At 70.6% G+C, this 18,512-nt stretch carries 17 protein-coding genes; 3 read left to right on the forward strand and 14 right to left on the reverse strand.

The features are described from left to right. Positions 1–73 precede the first annotated feature (73 nt). The 3 genes from ABGB14_RS17755 to ABGB14_RS17765 all read right to left on the reverse strand — a co-directional run bounded on the left by ABGB14_RS17755 (position 74) and on the right by ABGB14_RS17765 (position 1,656). Positions 74–535, reverse strand: coding sequence for a Rieske 2Fe-2S domain-containing protein (locus ABGB14_RS17755; protein ID WP_347644751.1), 462 nt, complete (start codon positions 533–535; stop codon positions 74–76). Between the two features lie 46 nt (positions 536–581). After that, positions 582–1,031 carry a Rieske (2Fe-2S) protein gene (locus ABGB14_RS17760; RefSeq protein WP_347644752.1) on the reverse strand — a complete coding sequence of 150 codons (450 nt, stop codon included), beginning with the start codon at positions 1,029–1,031 and terminating at the stop codon, positions 582–584. 151 nt (positions 1,032–1,182) lie between these two features. Continuing rightward, a complete protein-coding gene (locus tag ABGB14_RS17765; RefSeq protein WP_347644753.1) occupies positions 1,183–1,656 on the reverse strand; it encodes a Rieske (2Fe-2S) protein in 474 nt (157 codons plus the stop codon). Positions 1,657–1,820: 164 nt separating this feature from the next. Between ABGB14_RS17765 and ABGB14_RS17770 the strand changes: the two genes are divergently transcribed. After that, positions 1,821–2,582, forward strand: coding sequence for a DUF2306 domain-containing protein (locus tag ABGB14_RS17770; protein ID WP_347644754.1), 762 nt, complete (start codon positions 1,821–1,823; stop codon positions 2,580–2,582). Between the two features lie 51 nt (positions 2,583–2,633). Here ABGB14_RS17770 and uvrA read toward each other — a convergent pair whose 3' ends face one another. Beyond that, positions 2,634–5,474 (reverse strand): excinuclease ABC subunit UvrA, encoded by a 2,841-nt coding sequence (gene uvrA, locus ABGB14_RS17775; protein ID WP_347644755.1) that lies wholly within the window; start codon positions 5,472–5,474, stop codon positions 2,634–2,636. A 229-nt stretch (positions 5,475–5,703) separates the two neighbouring features. Between uvrA and ABGB14_RS17780 the strand changes: the two genes are divergently transcribed. Together ABGB14_RS17780 and ABGB14_RS17785 are read left to right on the forward strand one after the other, a co-directional pair. After that, positions 5,704–6,510 (forward strand): maleylpyruvate isomerase family mycothiol-dependent enzyme, encoded by an 807-nt coding sequence (locus ABGB14_RS17780; protein ID WP_347644756.1) that lies wholly within the window; start codon positions 5,704–5,706, stop codon positions 6,508–6,510. Next, positions 6,507–7,163 (forward strand): MBL fold metallo-hydrolase, encoded by a 657-nt coding sequence (locus ABGB14_RS17785; protein WP_347644757.1) that lies wholly within the window; start codon positions 6,507–6,509, stop codon positions 7,161–7,163. Before ABGB14_RS17780 ends, ABGB14_RS17785 begins: the two co-directional genes overlap by 4 nt. An 18-nt stretch (positions 7,164–7,181) precedes the next feature. Here the strand turns inward: ABGB14_RS17785 and ABGB14_RS17790 are convergent, their stop codons facing one another. From ABGB14_RS17790 to recN, 10 genes are all read right to left on the reverse strand, one after another. Further along, on the reverse strand, positions 7,182–7,457 hold the full coding sequence (locus tag ABGB14_RS17790) for a hypothetical protein (protein WP_347622287.1): 276 nt from the start codon (positions 7,455–7,457) through the stop codon (positions 7,182–7,184). A 36-nt stretch (positions 7,458–7,493) separates the two neighbouring features. After that, the gene (gene pssA, locus ABGB14_RS17795; protein ID WP_347622288.1) at positions 7,494–8,318 is read right to left on the reverse strand and encodes a CDP-diacylglycerol--serine O-phosphatidyltransferase; all 825 of its coding nucleotides are present in this window, start codon (positions 8,316–8,318) and stop codon (positions 7,494–7,496) included. After that, a complete protein-coding gene (locus ABGB14_RS17800) occupies positions 8,305–8,958 on the reverse strand; it encodes a phosphatidylserine decarboxylase (RefSeq protein WP_347644758.1) in 654 nt (217 codons plus the stop codon). The genes pssA and ABGB14_RS17800 overlap by 14 nt, the downstream gene beginning before the upstream one ends. Positions 8,959–9,060: 102 nt before the next feature. Then, the gene (locus ABGB14_RS17805) at positions 9,061–10,044 is read right to left on the reverse strand and encodes a TerC family protein (protein WP_347644759.1); all 984 of its coding nucleotides are present in this window, start codon (positions 10,042–10,044) and stop codon (positions 9,061–9,063) included. Between the two features lie 174 nt (positions 10,045–10,218). Then, positions 10,219–11,673: a glycosyltransferase family 4 protein gene (locus ABGB14_RS17810; RefSeq protein WP_347644760.1), complete on the reverse strand. Its 1,455-nt coding sequence runs from the start codon at positions 11,671–11,673 to the stop codon at positions 10,219–10,221. Positions 11,674–11,874: 201 nt separating this feature from the next. Continuing rightward, on the reverse strand, positions 11,875–13,503 hold the full coding sequence (locus tag ABGB14_RS17815; RefSeq protein ID WP_347644761.1) for a lipid II flippase MurJ: 1,629 nt from the start codon (positions 13,501–13,503) through the stop codon (positions 11,875–11,877). Between the two features lie 66 nt (positions 13,504–13,569). After that, positions 13,570–14,433: a hypothetical protein gene (locus ABGB14_RS17820; protein WP_347644762.1), complete on the reverse strand. Its 864-nt coding sequence runs from the start codon at positions 14,431–14,433 to the stop codon at positions 13,570–13,572. A gap of 1 nt (position 14,434) precedes the next feature. Beyond that, on the reverse strand, positions 14,435–15,415 hold the full coding sequence (locus ABGB14_RS17825) for a copper transporter (RefSeq protein ID WP_347644763.1): 981 nt from the start codon (positions 15,413–15,415) through the stop codon (positions 14,435–14,437). After that, the gene (gene steA / locus ABGB14_RS17830) at positions 15,412–16,608 is read right to left on the reverse strand and encodes a putative cytokinetic ring protein SteA (RefSeq protein WP_347644797.1); all 1,197 of its coding nucleotides are present in this window, start codon (positions 16,606–16,608) and stop codon (positions 15,412–15,414) included. Before steA ends, ABGB14_RS17825 begins: the two co-directional genes overlap by 4 nt. Before the next feature lie 73 nt (positions 16,609–16,681). Further along, complete coding sequence (gene recN, locus ABGB14_RS17835; RefSeq protein WP_347644764.1) at positions 16,682–18,391, reverse strand: DNA repair protein RecN; 1,710 nt, start codon at positions 18,389–18,391, stop codon at positions 16,682–16,684. Positions 18,392–18,512 lie beyond the last annotated feature (121 nt).

Consider the following 18,512-nt stretch of genomic DNA (forward strand, 5'->3'; position numbering starts at 1 on the left):
CTAGTAGCCCCGACCGACAAGGTTGCCCGGCCCGCCGCGCCCGCGCCATGGCGGGACCGGCCGGCCGCGCCCGCTACGCCAGGGTGATCTGGTCGCCGTCGACCTTGATCTCCTGCGCCGCCAGCGGCTTCTCGGCAGGGCCGTCGGTCACCGCGCCGTCGGCGATCGCGAACTTGCTGCCGTGGCACGGGCAGACGATCGAACCGCCCTCGACGCTGGCGACCGGGCAACCCTTGTGCGTGCACAGCGCGCTGAACGCCTTGAAGTCGCCCTCGGTGGGCTGGGTGACCACGATCTTCTGGTCTTTGAAGATCGTGCCGCCGCCGACGGGGATGTCAGCGGTCTTGGCCAGGGCCCCGCCGGCCTGCGGCGCGCCGGACTCGGGTGCGCTCGACTGAGGTGCGCTCGACTCCGCGGCAGTGCCGGCGTCCTGTGCGGTGTCCGTGCCGCCGCCACACGCGGTGACCGCCAGCGCGAGGCCACTGGCCCCGACACCCGCGATCATCGCCCGGCGGCTCTGAAGGTCGTTTCCCATGCGCCTCACCCAAACGCACCCAGGTGAGAAAATCATGAGACGAGGTTTAGGCGAGCCTGATCTTATCGCCGTCCACGCTGATCTTCTTCTCCTCAAGCGGCCCGCCGGCCGGGCCGTCCGCCACCGAGCCGTCCTCGATGCTGAACTTGCTGCCGTGGCAGGGGCAGTTGATCGTGTTGTTCGAGACCGTGGCGACAGTGCACCCCGCGTGGGTGCACACCGCGCTGAACGCCTTGAAATCGCCCGCGGTCGGCTGCGTGACGACGACCTTCTCGCTTTCGAAGACCTTCCCGCCGCCCTCGGGGATGTCGCTGGTGTCGGCCAGGGCCTTTCCTCCACCGGCCGCCGCCTTGTTCCTCTCCGGCTTCTTCTCCGGCGCGTCAGACGACGGCTCCTCCGCCGGTGGCTCCGCGACCGCTTCCGTCGTCGGCGAACCGTAGCTCGCGCAGGCCGTCAGAATCGCCGCGAGCCCGGCGCCTCCGGCGCCGAGCACCACATTCCGGCGTGTCGTTTCCGTCATGGTGCGTCCTCCCAGATCGGTTCCACTTCAGGTACGGCAGCGCTCCCGCGCCGGTTCAGCGTGCCTGAGCCCAATCCCTGGTAACCACGCACATTTACCTGTTCGGCCCACCGCTTCGCGCGCCAGGTCAGGCGACCACGATGCCGTCGCCCTCGACCTTGACCTGGTACGAGGCCAGCGCGCCGGTGGCGGGGCCCTTGGTGGCTTTCCCGCTGTCGGCGGCGAACTCGCTGCCGTGGCAGGCGCACGCGATGACGTTGTCCTCAGGCGTGCTGACGACGCAGCCCTTGTGGGGGCAGAGCGCGCTGAACGCCTTGTAGACGCCCTGCGTCGGCTGCGTGACCACGATCTTCAGATCTTCGACCAGCGTGCCCCCGCCCACGGGCACGTCGGCCGTCTTGGCGAGAACCCTGCCCTTGAGGCTCGGCTCGGCCTCGGCGCCGCCCGCCCCGCATCCGGCGAGCGCCGCCCCGCACGCCGCCACCCCTGCCGCTCCCAGCACCGCACGCCGCCCGGGCCCGCTGGTCCCCGGCGCGCACCCGCGCCCCGCCGGCGGAGCGTACCCCTGCCCGGCCGCCGGCTCGTGCCCGTTTCCGGGCATGGCTCCGCCCGTCTCCGTAACTGTCATTGTTCTGCCGACCCTTCGCGTCGCCACTGACCCCCTGCAGGTCAGGCCGCTGTCAATGTCAACTTTATGGGCCTGCCCCCTCGGTCCGGTCAGCGGGTGGTAGGCGTCCGGTCAGCGGCGGCGCCGAACCTGCGGTCATGACCCTTTCCTCGACACAGCCGCCCGCCGCGCCCGCCGGGCCCCGATGGTGGCGGCGTCCCTGGGTGGCGCCGCTGATGGTGGTGGCGGCGGCGTTCCTGGCGTTCTCGCTCCCGCCGTACCTGTCCCTGGACCCGAGCCAGTCGCGCGTTCCCGCACCGGACTTCTTCCCGCCGCACTTCGCGGTCCTCTCAGCGCACGTCGTGTTCGGCTCGGTGGCGATGATCACGTGCTGCCTGCAGGTCTGGCCCTGGTTCCGCGCGCGCCATCCGCGGGCGCACCGATGGATCGGCCGCGTGTACGTCTTCGGCGGCTGTCTTCCCAGCGCAACCATGGGCCTGGTGGTCGGGGTGGCCACCCCGTGGGGCCCGGTGACCATGGTCAGCAACGTGCTGCTGGCGCTGCTCTGGCTGGGCTGCACGTTCGCCGGATGGCGGATGGCCAGGCAGCGCAGGTTCGTCGATCACCGCAGGTGGATGGTGCGCAGTTTCGCCCTGACCATGTCCATCATCACGAACCGCCTCTATGGCGTGGCGCTGACCATCCTGTTCATACCGCAGCTAGAAACGACGTTCGGCGGCGACGAGGCCGTCATGGGGAACACGGTGGCGGCGATGAGCGCCTGGCTGGGCTGGGTGCTGCCGCTCCTGCTGGCTGAGTGGTGGCTGGAGCGAGGCGACGCCGCCAAGCGCCGCCGCCTCGCCCGCGGACACGCGGCGACGACGCCGGTGGCCGCGGACCTCCGCACGCCGAAGGGCTGATCCGCCCGGGCCCCGGAACCCGAGCCCGGCGCTGCGCCGCGCGTACGGAGGTCAGTGCGTCAGGATCTTGCGCAGGAAGCGCCCCGTGTGGCTCTCGTCCACGAGGGCGACCTGCTCCGGTGTGCCGCTGGCGACGAGCGTGCCGCCGCGCGACCCGCCCTCGGGCCCCATGTCGACGATCCAGTCGGCGGTCTTGATGACGTCGAGGTTGTGCTCGATGACGATCACCGTGTTGCCGCCGTCGACCAGCCGCCCGAGCACGCCGAGCAGCCGCCGGATGTCCTCGAAGTGCAGGCCGGTGGTGGGCTCGTCGAGCACGTAGATCGTCCGGCCGGTCTGCCGTCGCTGCAGCTCGGAGGCGAGCTTGACACGCTGCGCCTCGCCGCCGGACAGGGTCGTGGCCGGCTGTCCGAGACGCACGTAGCCCAAGCCCACGTCGTTGAGCGTCTGCAGGTGGCGCTTGATCGCGGGGATCGCGTCGAAGAAGCCGAGGGCCTCCTCGATCGGCATGTCGAGCACCTCGGCGATCGTCTTGCCCTTGTAGTGGACCTCCAGCGTCTCCCGGTTGTAGCGGGCGCCGTGGCAGACCTCGCAGGGGACGTAGACGTCGGGCAGGAAGTTCATCTCGATCTTGATGGTGCCGTCGCCCGCGCACGCCTCGCAGCGGCCGCCCTTGACGTTGAAGCTGAAGCGCCCCGGCTGGTAGCCGCGCACCTTGGCCTCGGACGTGGCCGCGAACAGTTTCCGCACGTGGTCGAACACGCCGGTGTAGGTGGCCGGGTTGGAGCGTGGCGTGCGCCCGATGGGCGACTGGTCGACGTGAACGACCTTGTCGACCTGGTCCATGCCGTTGATCCGCGAGTGCCGCCCCGGCACCGTGCGGGCGCCGTTGAGCTCCTTGGCCAGCGCGTTGTAGAGGATGTCGTTGACCAGCGTCGACTTGCCTGAGCCCGACACGCCGGTCACCGCCGTGAACACGCCCAGAGGGAACTCGATGTCGACGCCCTGGAGGTTGTGCTCGCGCGCGCCCTTGACGGTGATCTGCCGCTTCTTGTCGCGCTTTCGGCGGTTGGCGGGAATCGGGATGCTCCTGCGCCCCGACAGGTATTGCCCGGTGAGCGACTCCTCGCTGGTGAGCAGGTCCTGCACCGTGCCGGAGACGACCACCTGGCCGCCGTGCTCGCCGGCGCCCGGCCCGATGTCGACCACCCAGTCGGCCGCCGCGATCGTGTCCTCGTCGTGCTCGACGACGATCAGCGTGTTGCCCATGTCGCGCAGCCTGACCAGCGTGTCGAGCAGGCGCATGTTGTCACGCTGGTGCAGGCCGATGGACGGCTCGTCGAGCACGTAAAGGACCCCGACCAGGCCGGAGCCGATCTGGGTGGCCAGCCTGATGCGCTGGGCCTCTCCGCCCGCGAGGGTCGCGGCGGCGCGGTCCATGGTGAGATAGTCGAGGCCGACGTCGAGCAGGAAGCCCATGCGGGCGTTGATCTCCTTGACCACCCGCTCGGCGATCTGCATGTCGCGGTCGGACAGCTTGAGCGCGGCCAGGAACTTCGCGCACTCGCCGATCGACATCGCCGCCACCTCGGCGATCGACTTCCCTGCCACCGTCACGGCGAGGGTGACCGGCTTGAGCCTGGCCCCCTTGCAGGTGGGGCACGGGATCTCCCGCATGTAGCCCTCGAACCGCTCGCGGGCCGTGTCGCTCTCCGCCTCCGCGTGCCTGCGCTGCACCCATGGGATGACGCCGTCGTAGGTCGTGTAGTAGGAGCGCTGCCTGCCGTAGCGGTTGCTGTAGCGGACGTGCACCTGCTCGTCGTGGCCGTACAGCAGTGACTTCTGGGCCTTCTTGGGCAGTTTCTCCCACGACGTGTCGAGGGTGAATCCGACCGTGTGGCCGAGCGCCTCGACCAGCCTGCTGAAGTATTCGCTGGTGTGGCCGCCTGACCACGGGTGCAGCGCGCCGTCGCGCAGTGTGCGCTCGGGGTCGGGCACGACCAGGTCGGGGTCGACCTCCATCTTGGTGCCCAGGCCCGTGCACTCGGGGCAGGCGCCGAACGGAGAGTTGAACGAGAACGAGCGCGGCTCCAACTCCTCGAACGACAGGTCGTCGTAGGGGCAGTAGAGGTGCTCGGAGTAGAAGCGCTCGCGGTTGGGGTCGTCTTCGGGAAGATCGACGAACTCGAGCGTGATGGTGCCGCCGGACAACTGCAACGCCGTCTCGACCGAGTCGGTCAGCCTGCGCCGGGCCGACTCCTTGACCGACAGGCGGTCGACGATGACCTCGATGTCGTGCTTCTCGTACTTCTTCAGGGTGGGCGGCTCCTCCAGGCGCACGACGGTGCCGTCGACCCTGGCCCGGGCGAAGCCCTTGGTCTGCAACTCGCGGAACAACTCGGCGTATTCGCCCTTGCGGCCCCTGATGACCGGGGCGAGCACCTGGAAACGGGTGCCCTCCTCGAGGTCCATCACCCGGTCGACGATCTGCTGCGGGGTCTGCCTGGCGATCGGGCGGGTGCACACGGGGCAGTGGGGCTTGCCGATGCGCGCCCACAGCAGCCTGAGGTAGTCGTAGACCTCGGTGATCGTGCCGACCGTCGAGCGGGGGTTCTTGCTGGTCGCCTTCTGGTCGATCGACACCGCGGGCGACAGGCCCTCGATGAAGTCGACGTCGGGCTTGTCCATCTGACCGAGGAACTGGCGGGCATAGGCCGACAACGACTCGACATAGCGCCGCTGGCCTTCAGCGAAGATCGTGTCGAAGGCCAGGCTCGACTTCCCGGAGCCGGACAGGCCGGTGAAGACGATCAGCGAGTCTCGCGGCAGGTCGAGCGAGACGTCTTTGAGGTTGTGTTCTCGTGCACCACGCACGATCAGGCGGTCTGCCACGGCGATCCCGGAGGTCGAAAGGCGGATAGGTCCACGGCGGATGGTAGACGGGGGCTCCGACAATTTCGGCGGCGCGGACTCACGTGCGAGTGACCGGCCCCCCAAACGCGTCCATCACAGGTTACGGCCATCTCCCACCTCGCAGGAGCCCTTCACCGCTCAACCTCCTGACCTGCCGCTTTCATCCCCGATCCAGTGGGGACACCCAGGAATGATGAAAAATCCAGACATGGTGGTCCTACCCGCGCTCCAAGCCGAACTCTCCGCCGCGACCGATCGGCTGCTGGCCACGGCCGCGTCGCTCAGTGACGCCGACCTGGCCGCCCCTTCCCTCCTGCCGGGCTGGACGAGGGGCCACGTGCTCGCCCACGTCGCCCAGAACGCCGGCTCCCACCTCAACCTCCTGGCCTGGGCGAGGACCGGCGTACGAACCCCGCAGTACGCCTCGCTCCAGGCCAGGGCCACGGCGATCGAGGCCGCGGCCACCCACCCGGTCGCCCGTCACCTGGCCGACATCGAGGAGGGCGCCTCCCGCGTGGCCGCCGCGATCCGCGACATGCCGGTCGAGTACTGGTCCGCGCACGTGGAGGGCATGCGCCCGCCCCCGCATCCCGCCTGGTACCTCCTCGTACGCCGCCTGCGCGAGGTCGGATTCCACCACGTGGACCTCGACGCCGGGTACGGCCCGGCGGACTGGCCGGAGCAGTTCGTCGCCCGGGAGCTCCACGACTGCCGGGCGTGCTGGCCCCGCGACGGCGGCACGGTGAGCGAACCGGTGGGCGAAATCGTCCTCAGGAGCCAGGCGGGCGGGATCGTCTCCAGGTGGCCGCGGCTCGGCCCCGGCCCCACCGTCGAGGGCGCCCCTGCGGCCGTGCTGGCCTGGCTCACCGGCAGGTCGGGCGGCGAGGGCGTTACGCTGGTGCCCGTGGGGCGGTTGCCGACACCAGACCCGGCGGCGCTTCCTGCGCCTCCGCCGTGGCTGGCGGCTACGGCCCCCGCTGATCTGCCCGCGACGCCCCCGGAGGACTACCCATGACCTATACAGGTGACGTCCAGGTCGGTGGCCCCGCCGACGTGCGAGAGCTGCCCGCGCTCACGATCTCCAAGCTCGCCGTCGGCCCTTACGACAACAACGCCTATCTGCTGCGCTGCACGGAGACGGGCGAGGGCCTGCTCATCGACGCGGCCGCCGATTCCGACCGCCTGCTGGCGCTGATCGCCGACCAGCCGATCCGCGCGGTCATCACCACGCACCAGCACCCCGACCACTGGCAGGCGCTGGAGCAGGTGATCCGGGTGACCGGGGCTCAGGCGATCGCCCATCCGCTCGACGCGCCCGAGCTGCCCGTACCGGTCAACCGCACGGTCGAGCACGGCGACACGATCACCGCCGGCGCGCTCAGCCTTGAGGTCATCCACCTGCGGGGGCACACGCCAGGGTCGATCGCGCTGCTCTACGACGGCGGCGAGGCCGGCCATCACCTTTTCACCGGCGATTCCCTGTTCCCCGGCGGCGTCGGCAACACGCGGAAGGATCCCGAGCGTTTCACCCAGCTCTACAACGACGTGGTGGAGCGCGTCTTCGACCGCCTCCCCGACGAGACCTGGGTCTATCCGGGCCACGGCAAGGACACGACGCTCGGGGCCGAGCGCCCCGCGCTGCCCGAGTGGAAGGCCCGCGGCTGGTAGTCGCGCCCGCAGGCAGGGTCAGTGCCGGGCGGCGAGCACGTGCACGATCCGCTCGGCCGCGAGGGCGGGATCGTCGGCCAGGCCGACGAGCTCGCCCCACGACCACCGGTAGAACCATCCCTCCGAGAGGGGTACGCAGTCGACGGTCTCGGCCAGCAGGATCGTGTCAGGATCGCTGATCCGCAACGCCGGCGGATGGGACCGAAGGGTGGCGGTCAGCCCGCGCTGCTCCAGTTCCTCGGCCAGCTTGGCGAGGAAGTACGTGCGCGTGTGCTCGCGCGGCTGGGCCGGCATGGTTCCATCACATCCGACGGCGGGCGGAAAATCCCATCAGTTGCCGATGCGTTCGGCTTCTTTACGGAGTTCGCGCTTGTAGAAGAGCATCCGCAGCGGGATCGCCGCCACGAGCGCGATCTGCATGCTCGCGCCGATCTTGATGGGCAGGTCGCCCCCTTCCGGCCAGGCGACCCAGAACGTGAGGAACGCCACGTTCACCATGATCCAGCCGAGCACGACCGCCGCGAGCTGGCCCTTCGGCTTGGGATATTCGATCCGGCTGACCATCAGCCATGCCACGCCGAGCACGCCCAGCAGCGCGTAGATGCTCGGCTGGAACAGCAGCACGATCGAGATCACCGTCATGGCGCCCATCGGGATCGGCAGGCCCATGAAGTCGCCGCTCTTGGTCTTCACACAGGCGAACCTGGCCAGCCGCACGACCCCGGCGACCAGCACGGACGCCGCCGCGACCAGCACCGCGGTGAACGGCACCTGATCGGTGAACCCGCCCCAGATCACGACCATGAACGCGGGCGCGAACCCGAAGCTGATCACGTCGGCCAGGTTGTCGAGCTCGGCGCCCATCGCCGACGCGCGGAAGCGCCGCGCGACGAGGCCGTCGAACAGGTCACACGTCGCCCCGATGAGGAGCAGCACGATGGCGGTGGCGAAATAGCTCGGATTGGGCACGAACGGGCCGCCGGCCATCTGGAGCTGCATGATCGCGGAGTAGGCCAGGACGCACACCGCCATGAACCCGCAGACCGCGTTGCCCAGCGAGAGGGAGTCGGCGGCGGACAGGCGGAACGCCTTGCCGACGGGGCCACGAGGCTCTTCCTCATCCGCCTGCCAACTACCGGCGTCAGCCGCGGTCAATTCTGGTCACCCCCGCAACTGTCTTCTCCCCCACGGACACCGCAGGAGTGATCCCTTCGGGAAGGTAGATGTCGACCCGCGAACCGAACCGGATGAGCCCGATTCGCTCGCCCGGCGTGACCTTCGCGCCCGCGCTCAGGTACGGCACGATCCTGCGCGCCACCGCGCCCGCGATCTGCACCATCTCGATGTCGCCCAGCGCGGTCGCGAAATGCCACACCACGCGCTCGTTCTGGTCGCTGTCCTTGTTGAACGCCGGCAAGAACCCACCTGGCACATGCTGCACGGATGTGACATTTCCCGCAAGGGGGGCTCGATTGACGTGAACGTTCAGCGGGCTCATGAAGACCGCGATCCGGGTGCGGCCGTCCGGCCACGGGTCGATGCTCTGCACCACGCCGTCGGCGGGCGACAGGATGCGTCCCTGGCCCGGCGTGCGGTCAGGATCGCGGAAGAACCAGAGCATGCCCCCGGTGAGCGCGCCCAGCGGCACCGCCGCGAGCGCCCATCGCCGGTCTCTGCGCGTCAACAACGCGGTGGCGGCCGCCGCGGCCGCTGTGGGGAAGAGCCACGGGGAGACCCCGCGTGCGAGCCTGACAGATTTTGCGCGGCTCGACTTGGCAGAATCGGACACGTACAACCTTTGGTGGTGGACTGGACTGGGCGCTTTGCTGTGACGTTACAAAGCTAGCAACTATGACACAGCGCAACTACACAAGCAAAGCGCCACGAAGCCCAGCAGCTAGACCTGCTCTGAATGAGCCGCCTCGCCCTTGCGCGTGTCTATACGGGCCTTGACCAGGCTCGCCACGGTGGTGATGACCATGGTGGCACCAATGACCGAGAGCGACACCCAGATAGGAATTTCGGGCGCCCAGGAGACATGGCTGGCATGCAAGGCCTCCATAACCAGCTTAACCCCGATGAACCCGAGGATGAACGCCAAACCATAGCTGATGTAGACGAGCCGCTGCAGAAGCCCACCAAGGAGGAAGTACAGCTGACGCAGCCCCATCAGGGCGAACGCGTTGGCCGTGAAGACGATGAACGGATCCTTGGTGAGCCCGAAGATGGCGGGGATCGAGTCGAGGGCGAACAACAGGTCGGTGCTCCCGATCGCGACCATCACGATGAGCATCGGCGTCACCATGCGCTTACCGTCGATCTTGACGGTGACCTTCGACCCGACGTACCCCTCGGTCGTGGGGAACGCCCCGCGCACCCACCGGAGCAGGACGTTCTCCTTGACCTCTTCCTCTTTGCCCTTGAGGTGGTCACGGACGATGTTGACAGCGGTGTAGATGAGGAAGGCGCCGAACACGTAGAAGAGCCAGCTGAACCGCTGGAGCGCGGCGGCGCCGAGCGCGATGAAGATGCCGCGCATGACGAGTGCGAGGACGATGCCGACGAGCAGAACCTTGTGCTGGTAGGCCCGCGGCACGGCGAACCTGCCCATGATGATGAAGAAGACGAAAAGGTTGTCGACGCTGAGGCTGTATTCGGTGATGTAGCCGGCGAAGAACTCACCCGCCTTGTCGCCGCCGTACGTGGTCCACAACACGACACCGAACGCCGCGGCCAGAGCGACGTAGAAGGTCACCCAGTAGCCGGCCTGCCGCATGGAGAACTCACGGGCTTCGCCGCGGTCGACGATCCACAGATCAACGGCCAGCACGACGAGAAGACCGCCGATCACGGCGATCCAGGCCCACACGGGTACGCTCACTCAACGCCTCCGGCATACACGAACCATTGCCGGAGGTCTCTCCCGCCCGCACCACCCGCGGACCGGCAGCCCCGGGGGCCCCGTGGAGCGGGGCTGCACCGTGATGACGAGGCTGTCGCGAAGGGATACTCCCCTCCCTAACCCAGGCAGTATACGAGAACGCCCTGAGCCCGCCTAATCATCCTTGGGATCTTCCCCGGCATAGACGGTCAGCACGCTCCGCACGGCGTCGTCCTCGCCGGGCATCTCCCGCCCACGCCGCCCGGCCTCCGCGGCGAGGGTCCGCGCAGTTCCCGGTTCTGCGAGCAGCTTCCGTACGGCCCTCCGCAACCCCTCCACGTCCCCATAGCGGACCAGGATTCCAGCATTACCCAAGATCTCTGGAATTCCACCGACATCGGATGCGATCGCCGGTGTGCCCGTCATCAGCGACTCCCGCAGGGTCAGCGGCTGCCCTTCCCAGCGGCTCGGCATCACCAGGGCGACGGCGGCCCGCAACAGGTCGGGCACATCCTCCCGGTGTCCCAGCAACCTCACGGGAAGGCGTTCAGCGTCGATCCTCCGCTGCAGCTCCACGCGCAGGGGCCCGTCACCCGCCACCACGAACAGGGGCACCCTCGCGCCGCCGCGTACGCCACCCGCCTCCGGCCCCACTCCGTCGCCAAGCCCGACCCCGAGCGCAGGCTCGGGCGCGGAGGCAGGCTCGTGAGAGGGCTCAGCCGCAGGGGCGGATCGAAGCTCGGAAGCAGGCCCAGCCGCGGACGTAGGGGGCGGCTCAGGCGCGCGGTCCTCCCACGGCCCGGCTGCGACGTCGAGCAGCGTCTCGAGGCCCTTCTGCTGCGCGAGCCTGGCGACGGTCAGCAGGATCGGCCGTTCGCCGGCGTCCAGTTCGTCCCTGACCTCCTGGGGTGTGCGCCTGGCCGGCCTCGGCACGGGCGCGGGCACCACCGCGGCCCGCACCTCCCTGGCACCGAGCCGCGCCATCCGCGTGCCGAGGTCGGGCGACACCACGACCACCTGCCCGGCGCCCCTGGCCACGAGCCGCTCCAGCACCCCGTAGACGGCCCCGACGAGCCCTCCGGCGGTCAGCGCGTTGTGCAGCGTGACCACCAGCCTGGGCGCGCCCCTCCCCCGCCCACCGGCCTTCCCCGCGTGCCGTGCTCCCCGCGAGCCCGGACGGTCCGCCCCGCCCGGCTCCACTCCCGTCCCAGAGCTCCCGCCCAGACCTGCGACCGCATCCGGTCCAGAGCTCCCGCCGGAAGCGGTGGGCGCACCCGGCGCCGCCACCGCATCCGGGCCCGCCTCCCTGCCTCGCCTGACCAGGGTGCCCGGTCTGGCCAGGGCGGCGAGTGCCCCGGCCCGCAGCCCGTGGGCGTGCACCACGTCCGCGTCGCGCGTCAGCCGCCTGATCGCCAGCACCGCGCGCAGGTCGTTGACCGGATGCGGCCGATCGGCGACGGCGACCTCCACGAAACGCGCACCCGCCCCGGCGTACGAGAACTGCTCCTCCACGCTGCGTGGCCCGAGCACGAGCACCCGGTGCCCCCGCCGCACCAGCCCCTCGACCAACATCAGGACATACCGCCCGGTGCCTCCTGACGTGGTGCCCAGTACGAAAGCCACTCGCACGACCCTCTCCTTCCTCACCGGACCCGCCGGCACCAGCCGCTCACCGCACACGCCCGCCCACCGCACGTCCACTCACCGCACACGCCCGTTCGCGGCACGCGCGCCCGTGCGTTCTAGGTGCTCGCTCACGACCGCCGGGTATCCATCCCGCGGAGCACCGCGCCGCACGCAACCGGCGCACCATCACACCATGCCCGCCGGTCACGTCCGCCTGCGCCGCAGCAGTTCGGCGACGGCCGCGGCGTCGGGCCGGTCCGCCAGGGCCACGACACCGACGCCCACGGCCAGCGCCACGGCCGCCGCCACCACCGCGGCCATCAGGCCTGCCCAGCCGCCGCCCCAGCCCAGCCACCCAGCCACGGACGCCCCCGCCAGGTAACCCAGAACCCCTCCGGCAGCGGCGGCGCCGACGGCCCTGGCGAGCCCCGCCACGGCGCCGCGCCCCCGGGCCTGCACGACCGAAACGAGCAGCAGCGCCCCGCCCACGCTCATGCCCACGCTCATGCCGAGCGCCATCCCGCCGACCTTCCACCCGTCGGGAAGCAGCAGCACGAAGACGACCTGCGCGGCCATCACCACCATCCACCCCGCCACGGTGCCGGTGGCGGCCGCCCGGCCACGGCCGGCCGCGTACAGCACCCGGCTCGCGTGCGCGATGAGCCCGTATCCCACCAGACCGGGCGCGAACAGCGCGATCGCCGCGGCCAGCTCGGGCGCGGGCACCTCGCTCCTGGCCCCGAGGAACACCACGGCCCCCGGTCCCGAGGCGGCGGCCAGCGCCCCGGCGGCCAGCCCTGACACCAGCACCACGGCCCGCGTCGTGCGCGCGGCGAGCGCCGAGAACGCCTCCGGATCGCCGGCCTGCGCGGACAGCCGGGGGAACGCGCTGGTGGCGATGGGCACGGCCAGCACGGCGTACGGCATCAGGTAGATCGCCCACGCGTAGTTGTAGATGGTGATGGCGCCGTTGCCGATCGCGTTGTTCGACAGCAGCAGCACCACGATCATGGCAGCCTGCTGGGCGAGGAGGGCCGCCATGCCGGCCAGGGCGAGCCTGCGCACCCGCACGGCCACGCCGCTGGGGAAACGTAAGGTGGGCCGCCATCGCAGGCCCAGGCGGGCCACGGGGCCCGCCACGGCCAGCACCAGGGACAGCACGCCGAGGCTCGTGCCGATCGACAGCGCCAGCTCGGCCGCCCGCGGCACCTCGGCGGGATCGCGGATCCCGGTGCTGAACGGCACGAACAGCAGGTAGGCCACGATGACCACGATGCTGGACACCAGGGGGGCGACCGCGGGCCCGGCGAAGCGCTTGTGCGACTGCAGCACGCCGTAGAGCACGACGGCGACGCCGTACAGGGGGATCTGGGGGGCGAAGACGACCAGCATCCGGGTGGCGACGGCCGTCACAGCACCGGCGTCGCGGCAGTTGTCGATGACGTCGCCGAAGAACAGCCCGGTGATCGGCTCTGCGAGCAGCGCGGTGAGCACGCCCAGCGGGACGAGCACGACGACCACCCACGTCAGCAGAGCGGAGCTGATCCAGCCTGCCCGCTCGCCGGGCCCGCCGTCGTCAGCCGCGTCCGCGCCGCGCCCGGACGCCCCCGCGAGGACGGGAACGACCATTCCCGCCAGGGCGCCGCCGACGACCACCTCGAACACGATGTTGGGAATCTGGTTGGCCGTCATGTAGGCGGTGGACAGGCAGTTGGTGCCGACCGTCTGTGCGAAGGCATATTGCTTGGCGAAGCCGGCGACGCGTGCCAGCACCGTGAGCGCCCCGATGAGCAGGGCACCCCCGGCAACGCCCCGCGCCGTCACCACCCGCACGCCGCCTCCCCGCGCACGATCATGCTTACGCAGACATCCTGGCAGTTCGTACCGACAGAAGGCGGGTCACGCGGGGCCGACGGGACGGCGGCCCATCATGTCGAGGCGATTGAGCACCGGGTTGCCGGCGATGACCTTGGTGAAGCTGATCTTCTCCGCGGCCGCGGTCAGGGCCACGACGGTGCCGAGCAGGACGTAGCGGCCGGGCCTGCCGAGCTTGGTCACCGCGGCGAGCCCGAGCAGCGCGCCCAGGGAGTTGGCGCCGGCGTCGCCGAGCATGGCGCGCTCGCCGAGGTCGTCGGGCAGCAGCGCGGCCGCGGCCCCGAGCGGGACGGCGGCCAGCGCCGCGGCGGCGGGCGAGTCGCGCAGGACCGAGGCGGCGAGCAGCGGCCCGCCGGCGAGCAGGCCGACCTTGATGGCGCGGCCCGGGCGCAGGTCGAAGAGGTTGGCGAGGTTGGCTGCTCCCGCGATGGCCGCGCCGTTGACCAGGGTGTCGGCGGGACCGTCGGAGACGAGGGCGGCGGCGCCGAGGCCGGCGGCGCCGATGCCGAGGATCTTGACGGCTCCGCTGGTGACCTCGCCGCGGGCGAGCGCGGTCAGGTGCCCCTTGAAGCCCTTGGAGGCCGTGGTGCCGTAGAGGTCGTCGTAGGCGCCGAGCGCGCCGCTGCCGGCGCCCGCGAGCAGCGCGGCGGCGCGTACGCGGCCGGGGATGCCGGGCGCGAGCGCGGCGGCGGCGCTCGCGCCGGCGACGAACGCGGGGCCTTCCAGCAGGGTGATGGGCTCACCGCGATGGTTCTTGCGCGTCCACCTACCGCTCAGCTCGGCCGGCCGGTTGCGGGTGAACGCGGTGTAGGCGGCGCGGGCGGCGACGGCGCCGATCGCGGCTCCTGCTAGGGCGTAGAGCAGGCCACGGGCCCGGCTCGCAGGCATGTCAGCTCCCTGACTCGCTGGTGGGGGATGGAGTGGCGGACGGCACCGCCGGCATGGGGGCCGACGCCCCGATGCCCACGCCGTAGTGACCGGAGCGCCCGGCCAGCTGTTCCTGGAGAGCCTGGACGATCACGACGCGGCCCAGCGGCATGTCGCCCGCGTCGACGGTGGTGACGCGCTTGGCGATGTCGCTGTCGTCGCGGGCGTGGCCGATCGGGTCGCCGGGAACGGCGGTTGCGGCGGCCGGGCCTCCGGCGAGCACCGTGCCGTTGCCGCCCACGTCGAGCCCGTCGGCCATCGAGGCGATCGCCCCCGCCTGGGTCTCCGCGCTCTCCCCTTCGAACGGCTTCTCCGGCGCGAGCACCACGACGAGCGTGGCCCGCTTTCCGGGGTCGCCGTCGATGCTGAGCAGCCCTCCCGTCTCGAAGGCGCTCAGCACCTCGGTGGTGGCGGCGTTGGGGGTGCCGACCTGGGCGGGGTCGGAGGTGACCAGGGCGGCGGAGAGCAACGTGGCGGCGCGGTCCCAGGCGGTGGCGGTCTCGGGGAAGATCATGTTGGCCGGTTTGAGCTGGTTGACCAGGCCGTCGAGCACGCCGGTGCCCTTGGGATCGAGAAACTTCTCCGACAGCGTGACGCGCCCGGAGATCTCCGCGCCCGCCTGGCCGAGCACCTGCTGCGCCGCCTCGCGGATCGTGGTGCTGGAGCCGGGCGTCTCCACGAGGAGCACGCTCTGCCCGGCCAGGTCGCCCGCCACGATGTCGGGCGTCATGGAGGTGATGAGCGTGTCGTTGGCCACCTCACGGCCCTGCAGCGTGTCGATCTGCCCGCGCAGCTCCTCCTTCGTCTTGGTGAGCGCGGCCGTCATCTCCTGCGCCGACTTGACCGCGGGCTCCTGCAACAGCGTGGTGCCCAGCACGATTCCCACCGCCAGGGCCAGGAAGACGGCGACGATGGAGACAAGGTGGTAACGAAAATCGATCACGAGAAGAGTCCGACCAGCCAGAAGATGAACGCGTTCCAGGCGTCTTGCAGGCCGTTCAGCCAGGTCTGGCCGATCGGCGAGAGGAAGAGCGCGACCCCCATGGTGATCAGCGCGGTGATCACCAGCAGGAGGAGCTGCGGGGTGGTGATGCGGCTGCGGTAGAGCCTGCTCACGCCTTTGGCGTCGATGAGCTTGCTGCCGATGATCAAGCGGGTGAGGAAGGTGCTGGCCATGCCGGGACGGCCCTTGTCGAGGAACTCCTCCAGCGTGCCGTGGGTGCCGACCGCGACGATCAGCTCGGCGCCCTTGTCGTCGGCCAGGAGCATCGCGATGTCCTCGCTGGTGCCGGTGGCGGGGAAGATCACGGCTTCGCGGCCGAGCTGGTGGACACGCTCGAGCCCTGGGGCCCGGCCGTCGCGGTAGGCGTGCACGACGAGCTCGGCGCCGCAGGTCAGGGCCTTGCTGGAGACCGAGTCGAAGTCGCCGACGATCACGTCGGGCTGGTAGCCGGCGTCCAGCAGCGCGTCGGCGCCGCCGTCGACGCCGACGAGCACCGGACGGTATTCGCGGATGTAGGGCCGCAGCGTGGCGATGTCTTCTCTGTAGTGGTAGCCGCGCACCACGATGAGGACGTGCCTGCCCTCCATGGAGGTGCGGATCTCGGGCACGCCGACGCCTTCGATGAGGAGCCTGCCCTCACCGCGTACGTATTCCATGGTGTTGACGGCGAACGCCTCGATCTGGACGGCCAGCCCCGCGCGCGCCTCGGCCATGGCGGCCTCGACCGTCTCGACGCTCTGCTCGTCGCCCTTGCCGACGATGTCGTCGTCGAGGTAGACGACGCCGTCGCAGACCCGGACGACGTCGCCGTCCTTGACCCGCTCGAACAGCTCCTGGTTGGCGTTGTCGATGAACGGAACGCCCGCTTCCAGCAGGATCTGCGGCCCCAGGTTGGGATAGCGGCCGCTGATGCCGGCGGCGGTGTTGACCACGGCCGCAGCCTCGCACGCTACAAGAGCCTCCGCGCTGACCCGGTCTACGTCGACATGGTCGATGATCGCAATTTCCCCCGGCTGGAGGCGTTTGGTGAGCCTCTTGGTTCGCCGGTCGATTCTCGCCACTGCCGTTACACCGGGAAGGCTCTCGGCCTTCCAACCGCGGAGGCCCGGCATCCTGCTCCCCGGAACCTTCATCATGACCATCCTGCCAGAGAGAAACCGTGCAGGGGCCACGCATGACGCGGCGTGTCCACTATGTCACCCAGGATCACCTGTCGGCCGCGGCGAGCCCCAGCAGTTCCTCAGCGTGCGCGCGGCCGAGTTCGGAGTCCTCCAGACCGGCCAGCATGCGGGAGAGCTCACGCACCCGCCCCTCGTGGTCGAGCGCCACGACCCCGCTGCGCACGACGCTGCCGTCGCTCGCCTTCTCGACCACCAGATGCTGGTCGGCGAAGGCCGCCACCTGAGGCAGGTGGGTGACCACTATCACCTGCGCGGTGCGGGCCAGCCGGGCGAGGCGGCGCCCGATCTCGACCGCGGCCTTGCCTCCGACGCCCGCGTCGACCTCGTCGAACACGAACGTCGGCACCGGATCCGCGCCGGCGAACACCACTTCGATCGCGAGCATCACCCGGCTCAGCTCGCCGCCGGACGCTCCCTTGTTGAGCGGCAGCGGCGGCGCGGCCGGATGGGCGGCCATCCGCAACTCCACCTCGTCGCGGCCCTCGGGGCCGAACTCCTCGCTCTGGCCGAGCTGGACGACGACCTTGGCGTGCGGCATGGCCAGCGCCGTCAGCTCCTCGGTCACGGCCTGGCCGAACCGCTCGGCGGCGGCCTGGCGCACCTTGGTGAGCTCGGCCGCCAGCTCGGTGAGCCGGTCGGTCAGCTCGTCGCACTCGCGGGTCAGCTCGTCGATGCGCTCGTCGTCGCCTTCGAGCTCGGACAGGCGGGCGGCGGCCCGCTGGGCCCAGGCCAGCACCCCGGCGCTGTCCTCGCCGTACTTGCGGATCAGGCCGGACAGCACCGACCGGCGTTCCTGCACCGCCGCCAGCCGAGCGGGGTCCGCCTCGATCGACTCCGCGTACGCCGCCAGGTCGGTGGCCACGTCGGAGATCAGGTAGCCGGCCTCGGCCAGCCGGTCGGCCACCCCGGCGAGCTGGGCGTCGAAGTCGCGCACCGCTTCCACCGCCGACTTCGCCTCGCCGAGCAGCGAGACCACGTCGTGCGGGCCGCCCGCGGCCTCCATCGGATCGCCGAGCAGCGCCGTGTGCGCCGTGGTGGCGGCGCTGCGCAGCGCGTCGGCGTGCGAGAGCCGCTCCTCCTCGCCGCGCAGCTCGGCGTCCTCGCCCGGTTTGGGGTCGACCTTCTCGATCTCCTCCAGCCCGAAGCGGAGCATGTCGGCCTCTTGCGCCCGCTCCCTGGCCCTCGTGGTCAGCTCCTCGAGCAGCGCGGTGACATCCTTGTGCCGTTTGTACGCCTGCGTGTAGGCCCGCAGCGGCTTGACCAGCTCGTCGCCGGCGTAGCGGTCGAGCGCCGCGCGCTGCCGGGTCGCCTGGAGCAGCCGCTGCTGGTCCATCTGCCCGTGCACCGCCACCAGGTCGTCGGCGAGGTAGGTCAGGGTGCCGACGGGCACCGTGCGCCCGCCGAGCCAGGCCCTGGACCTGCCTTCAGCGGACACGACGCGCGAGATGATCAGCGTGCCGTCCTCGACCTCGCCACCGATGTCCTCGACCTGCTGGGCGACGTGACCGGCCGATTGGACCACGAGCGTGCCCTCGACGGTCGCCTTGTCGGCGCCCGGCCGGATGCGCGAGGGATCGGCCCGGCCGCCGAACAGCAGGCCGAGCCCGGTGACGACCATCGTCTTGCCCGCGCCGGTCTCGCCGGTGACCACGTTGAAGCCCGGCGAGAGCTCGAGAACGGCCTCATCGATGACGCCGAGCCCCTGGATGCGGACCTCCTCGACCCTTGGTCGCACTGCCCACTCCCGTTCACTGCCCTGTCTGATGGTCACCCGGATCGCCTCCGGAAGCCCGCAGCCGCGGTCGCCGCTGCCGGCGCTGGACCGCTGGGGGCGGCCCACCATGCCCACGTGTACG

This window comes from Nonomuraea sp. B10E15 (genome assembly GCF_039871615.1).
In the GTDB taxonomy this organism is placed as follows: domain Bacteria; phylum Actinomycetota; class Actinomycetes; order Streptosporangiales; family Streptosporangiaceae; genus Nonomuraea.

Bases quoted from the DNA above. Each gene is read 5' to 3' on its own strand.
- ABGB14_RS17755 (WP_347644751.1), bottom strand. From the start codon at position 535: ATGGGAAACGACCTTCAGAGCCGCCGGGCGATGATCGCGGGTGTCGGG.
- ABGB14_RS17765 (WP_347644753.1), bottom strand. From the start codon at position 1,656: ATGCCCGGAAACGGGCACGAGCCGGCGGCCGGGCAGGGGTACGCTCCG.
- ABGB14_RS17770 (WP_347644754.1), top strand. From the start codon at position 1,821: ATGACCCTTTCCTCGACACAGCCGCCCGCCGCGCCCGCCGGGCCCCGA.
- ABGB14_RS17780 (WP_347644756.1), top strand. From the start codon at position 5,704: ATGGTGGTCCTACCCGCGCTCCAAGCCGAACTCTCCGCCGCGACCGAT.
- ABGB14_RS17785 (WP_347644757.1), top strand. From the start codon at position 6,507: ATGACCTATACAGGTGACGTCCAGGTCGGTGGCCCCGCCGACGTGCGA.
- ABGB14_RS17790 (WP_347622287.1), bottom strand. From the start codon at position 7,457: ATGCCGGCCCAGCCGCGCGAGCACACGCGCACGTACTTCCTCGCCAAG.
- ABGB14_RS17820 (WP_347644762.1), bottom strand. From the start codon at position 14,433: ATGCCTGCGAGCCGGGCCCGTGGCCTGCTCTACGCCCTAGCAGGAGCC.
- steA (WP_347644797.1), bottom strand. From the start codon at position 16,608: ATGAAGGTTCCGGGGAGCAGGATGCCGGGCCTCCGCGGTTGGAAGGCC.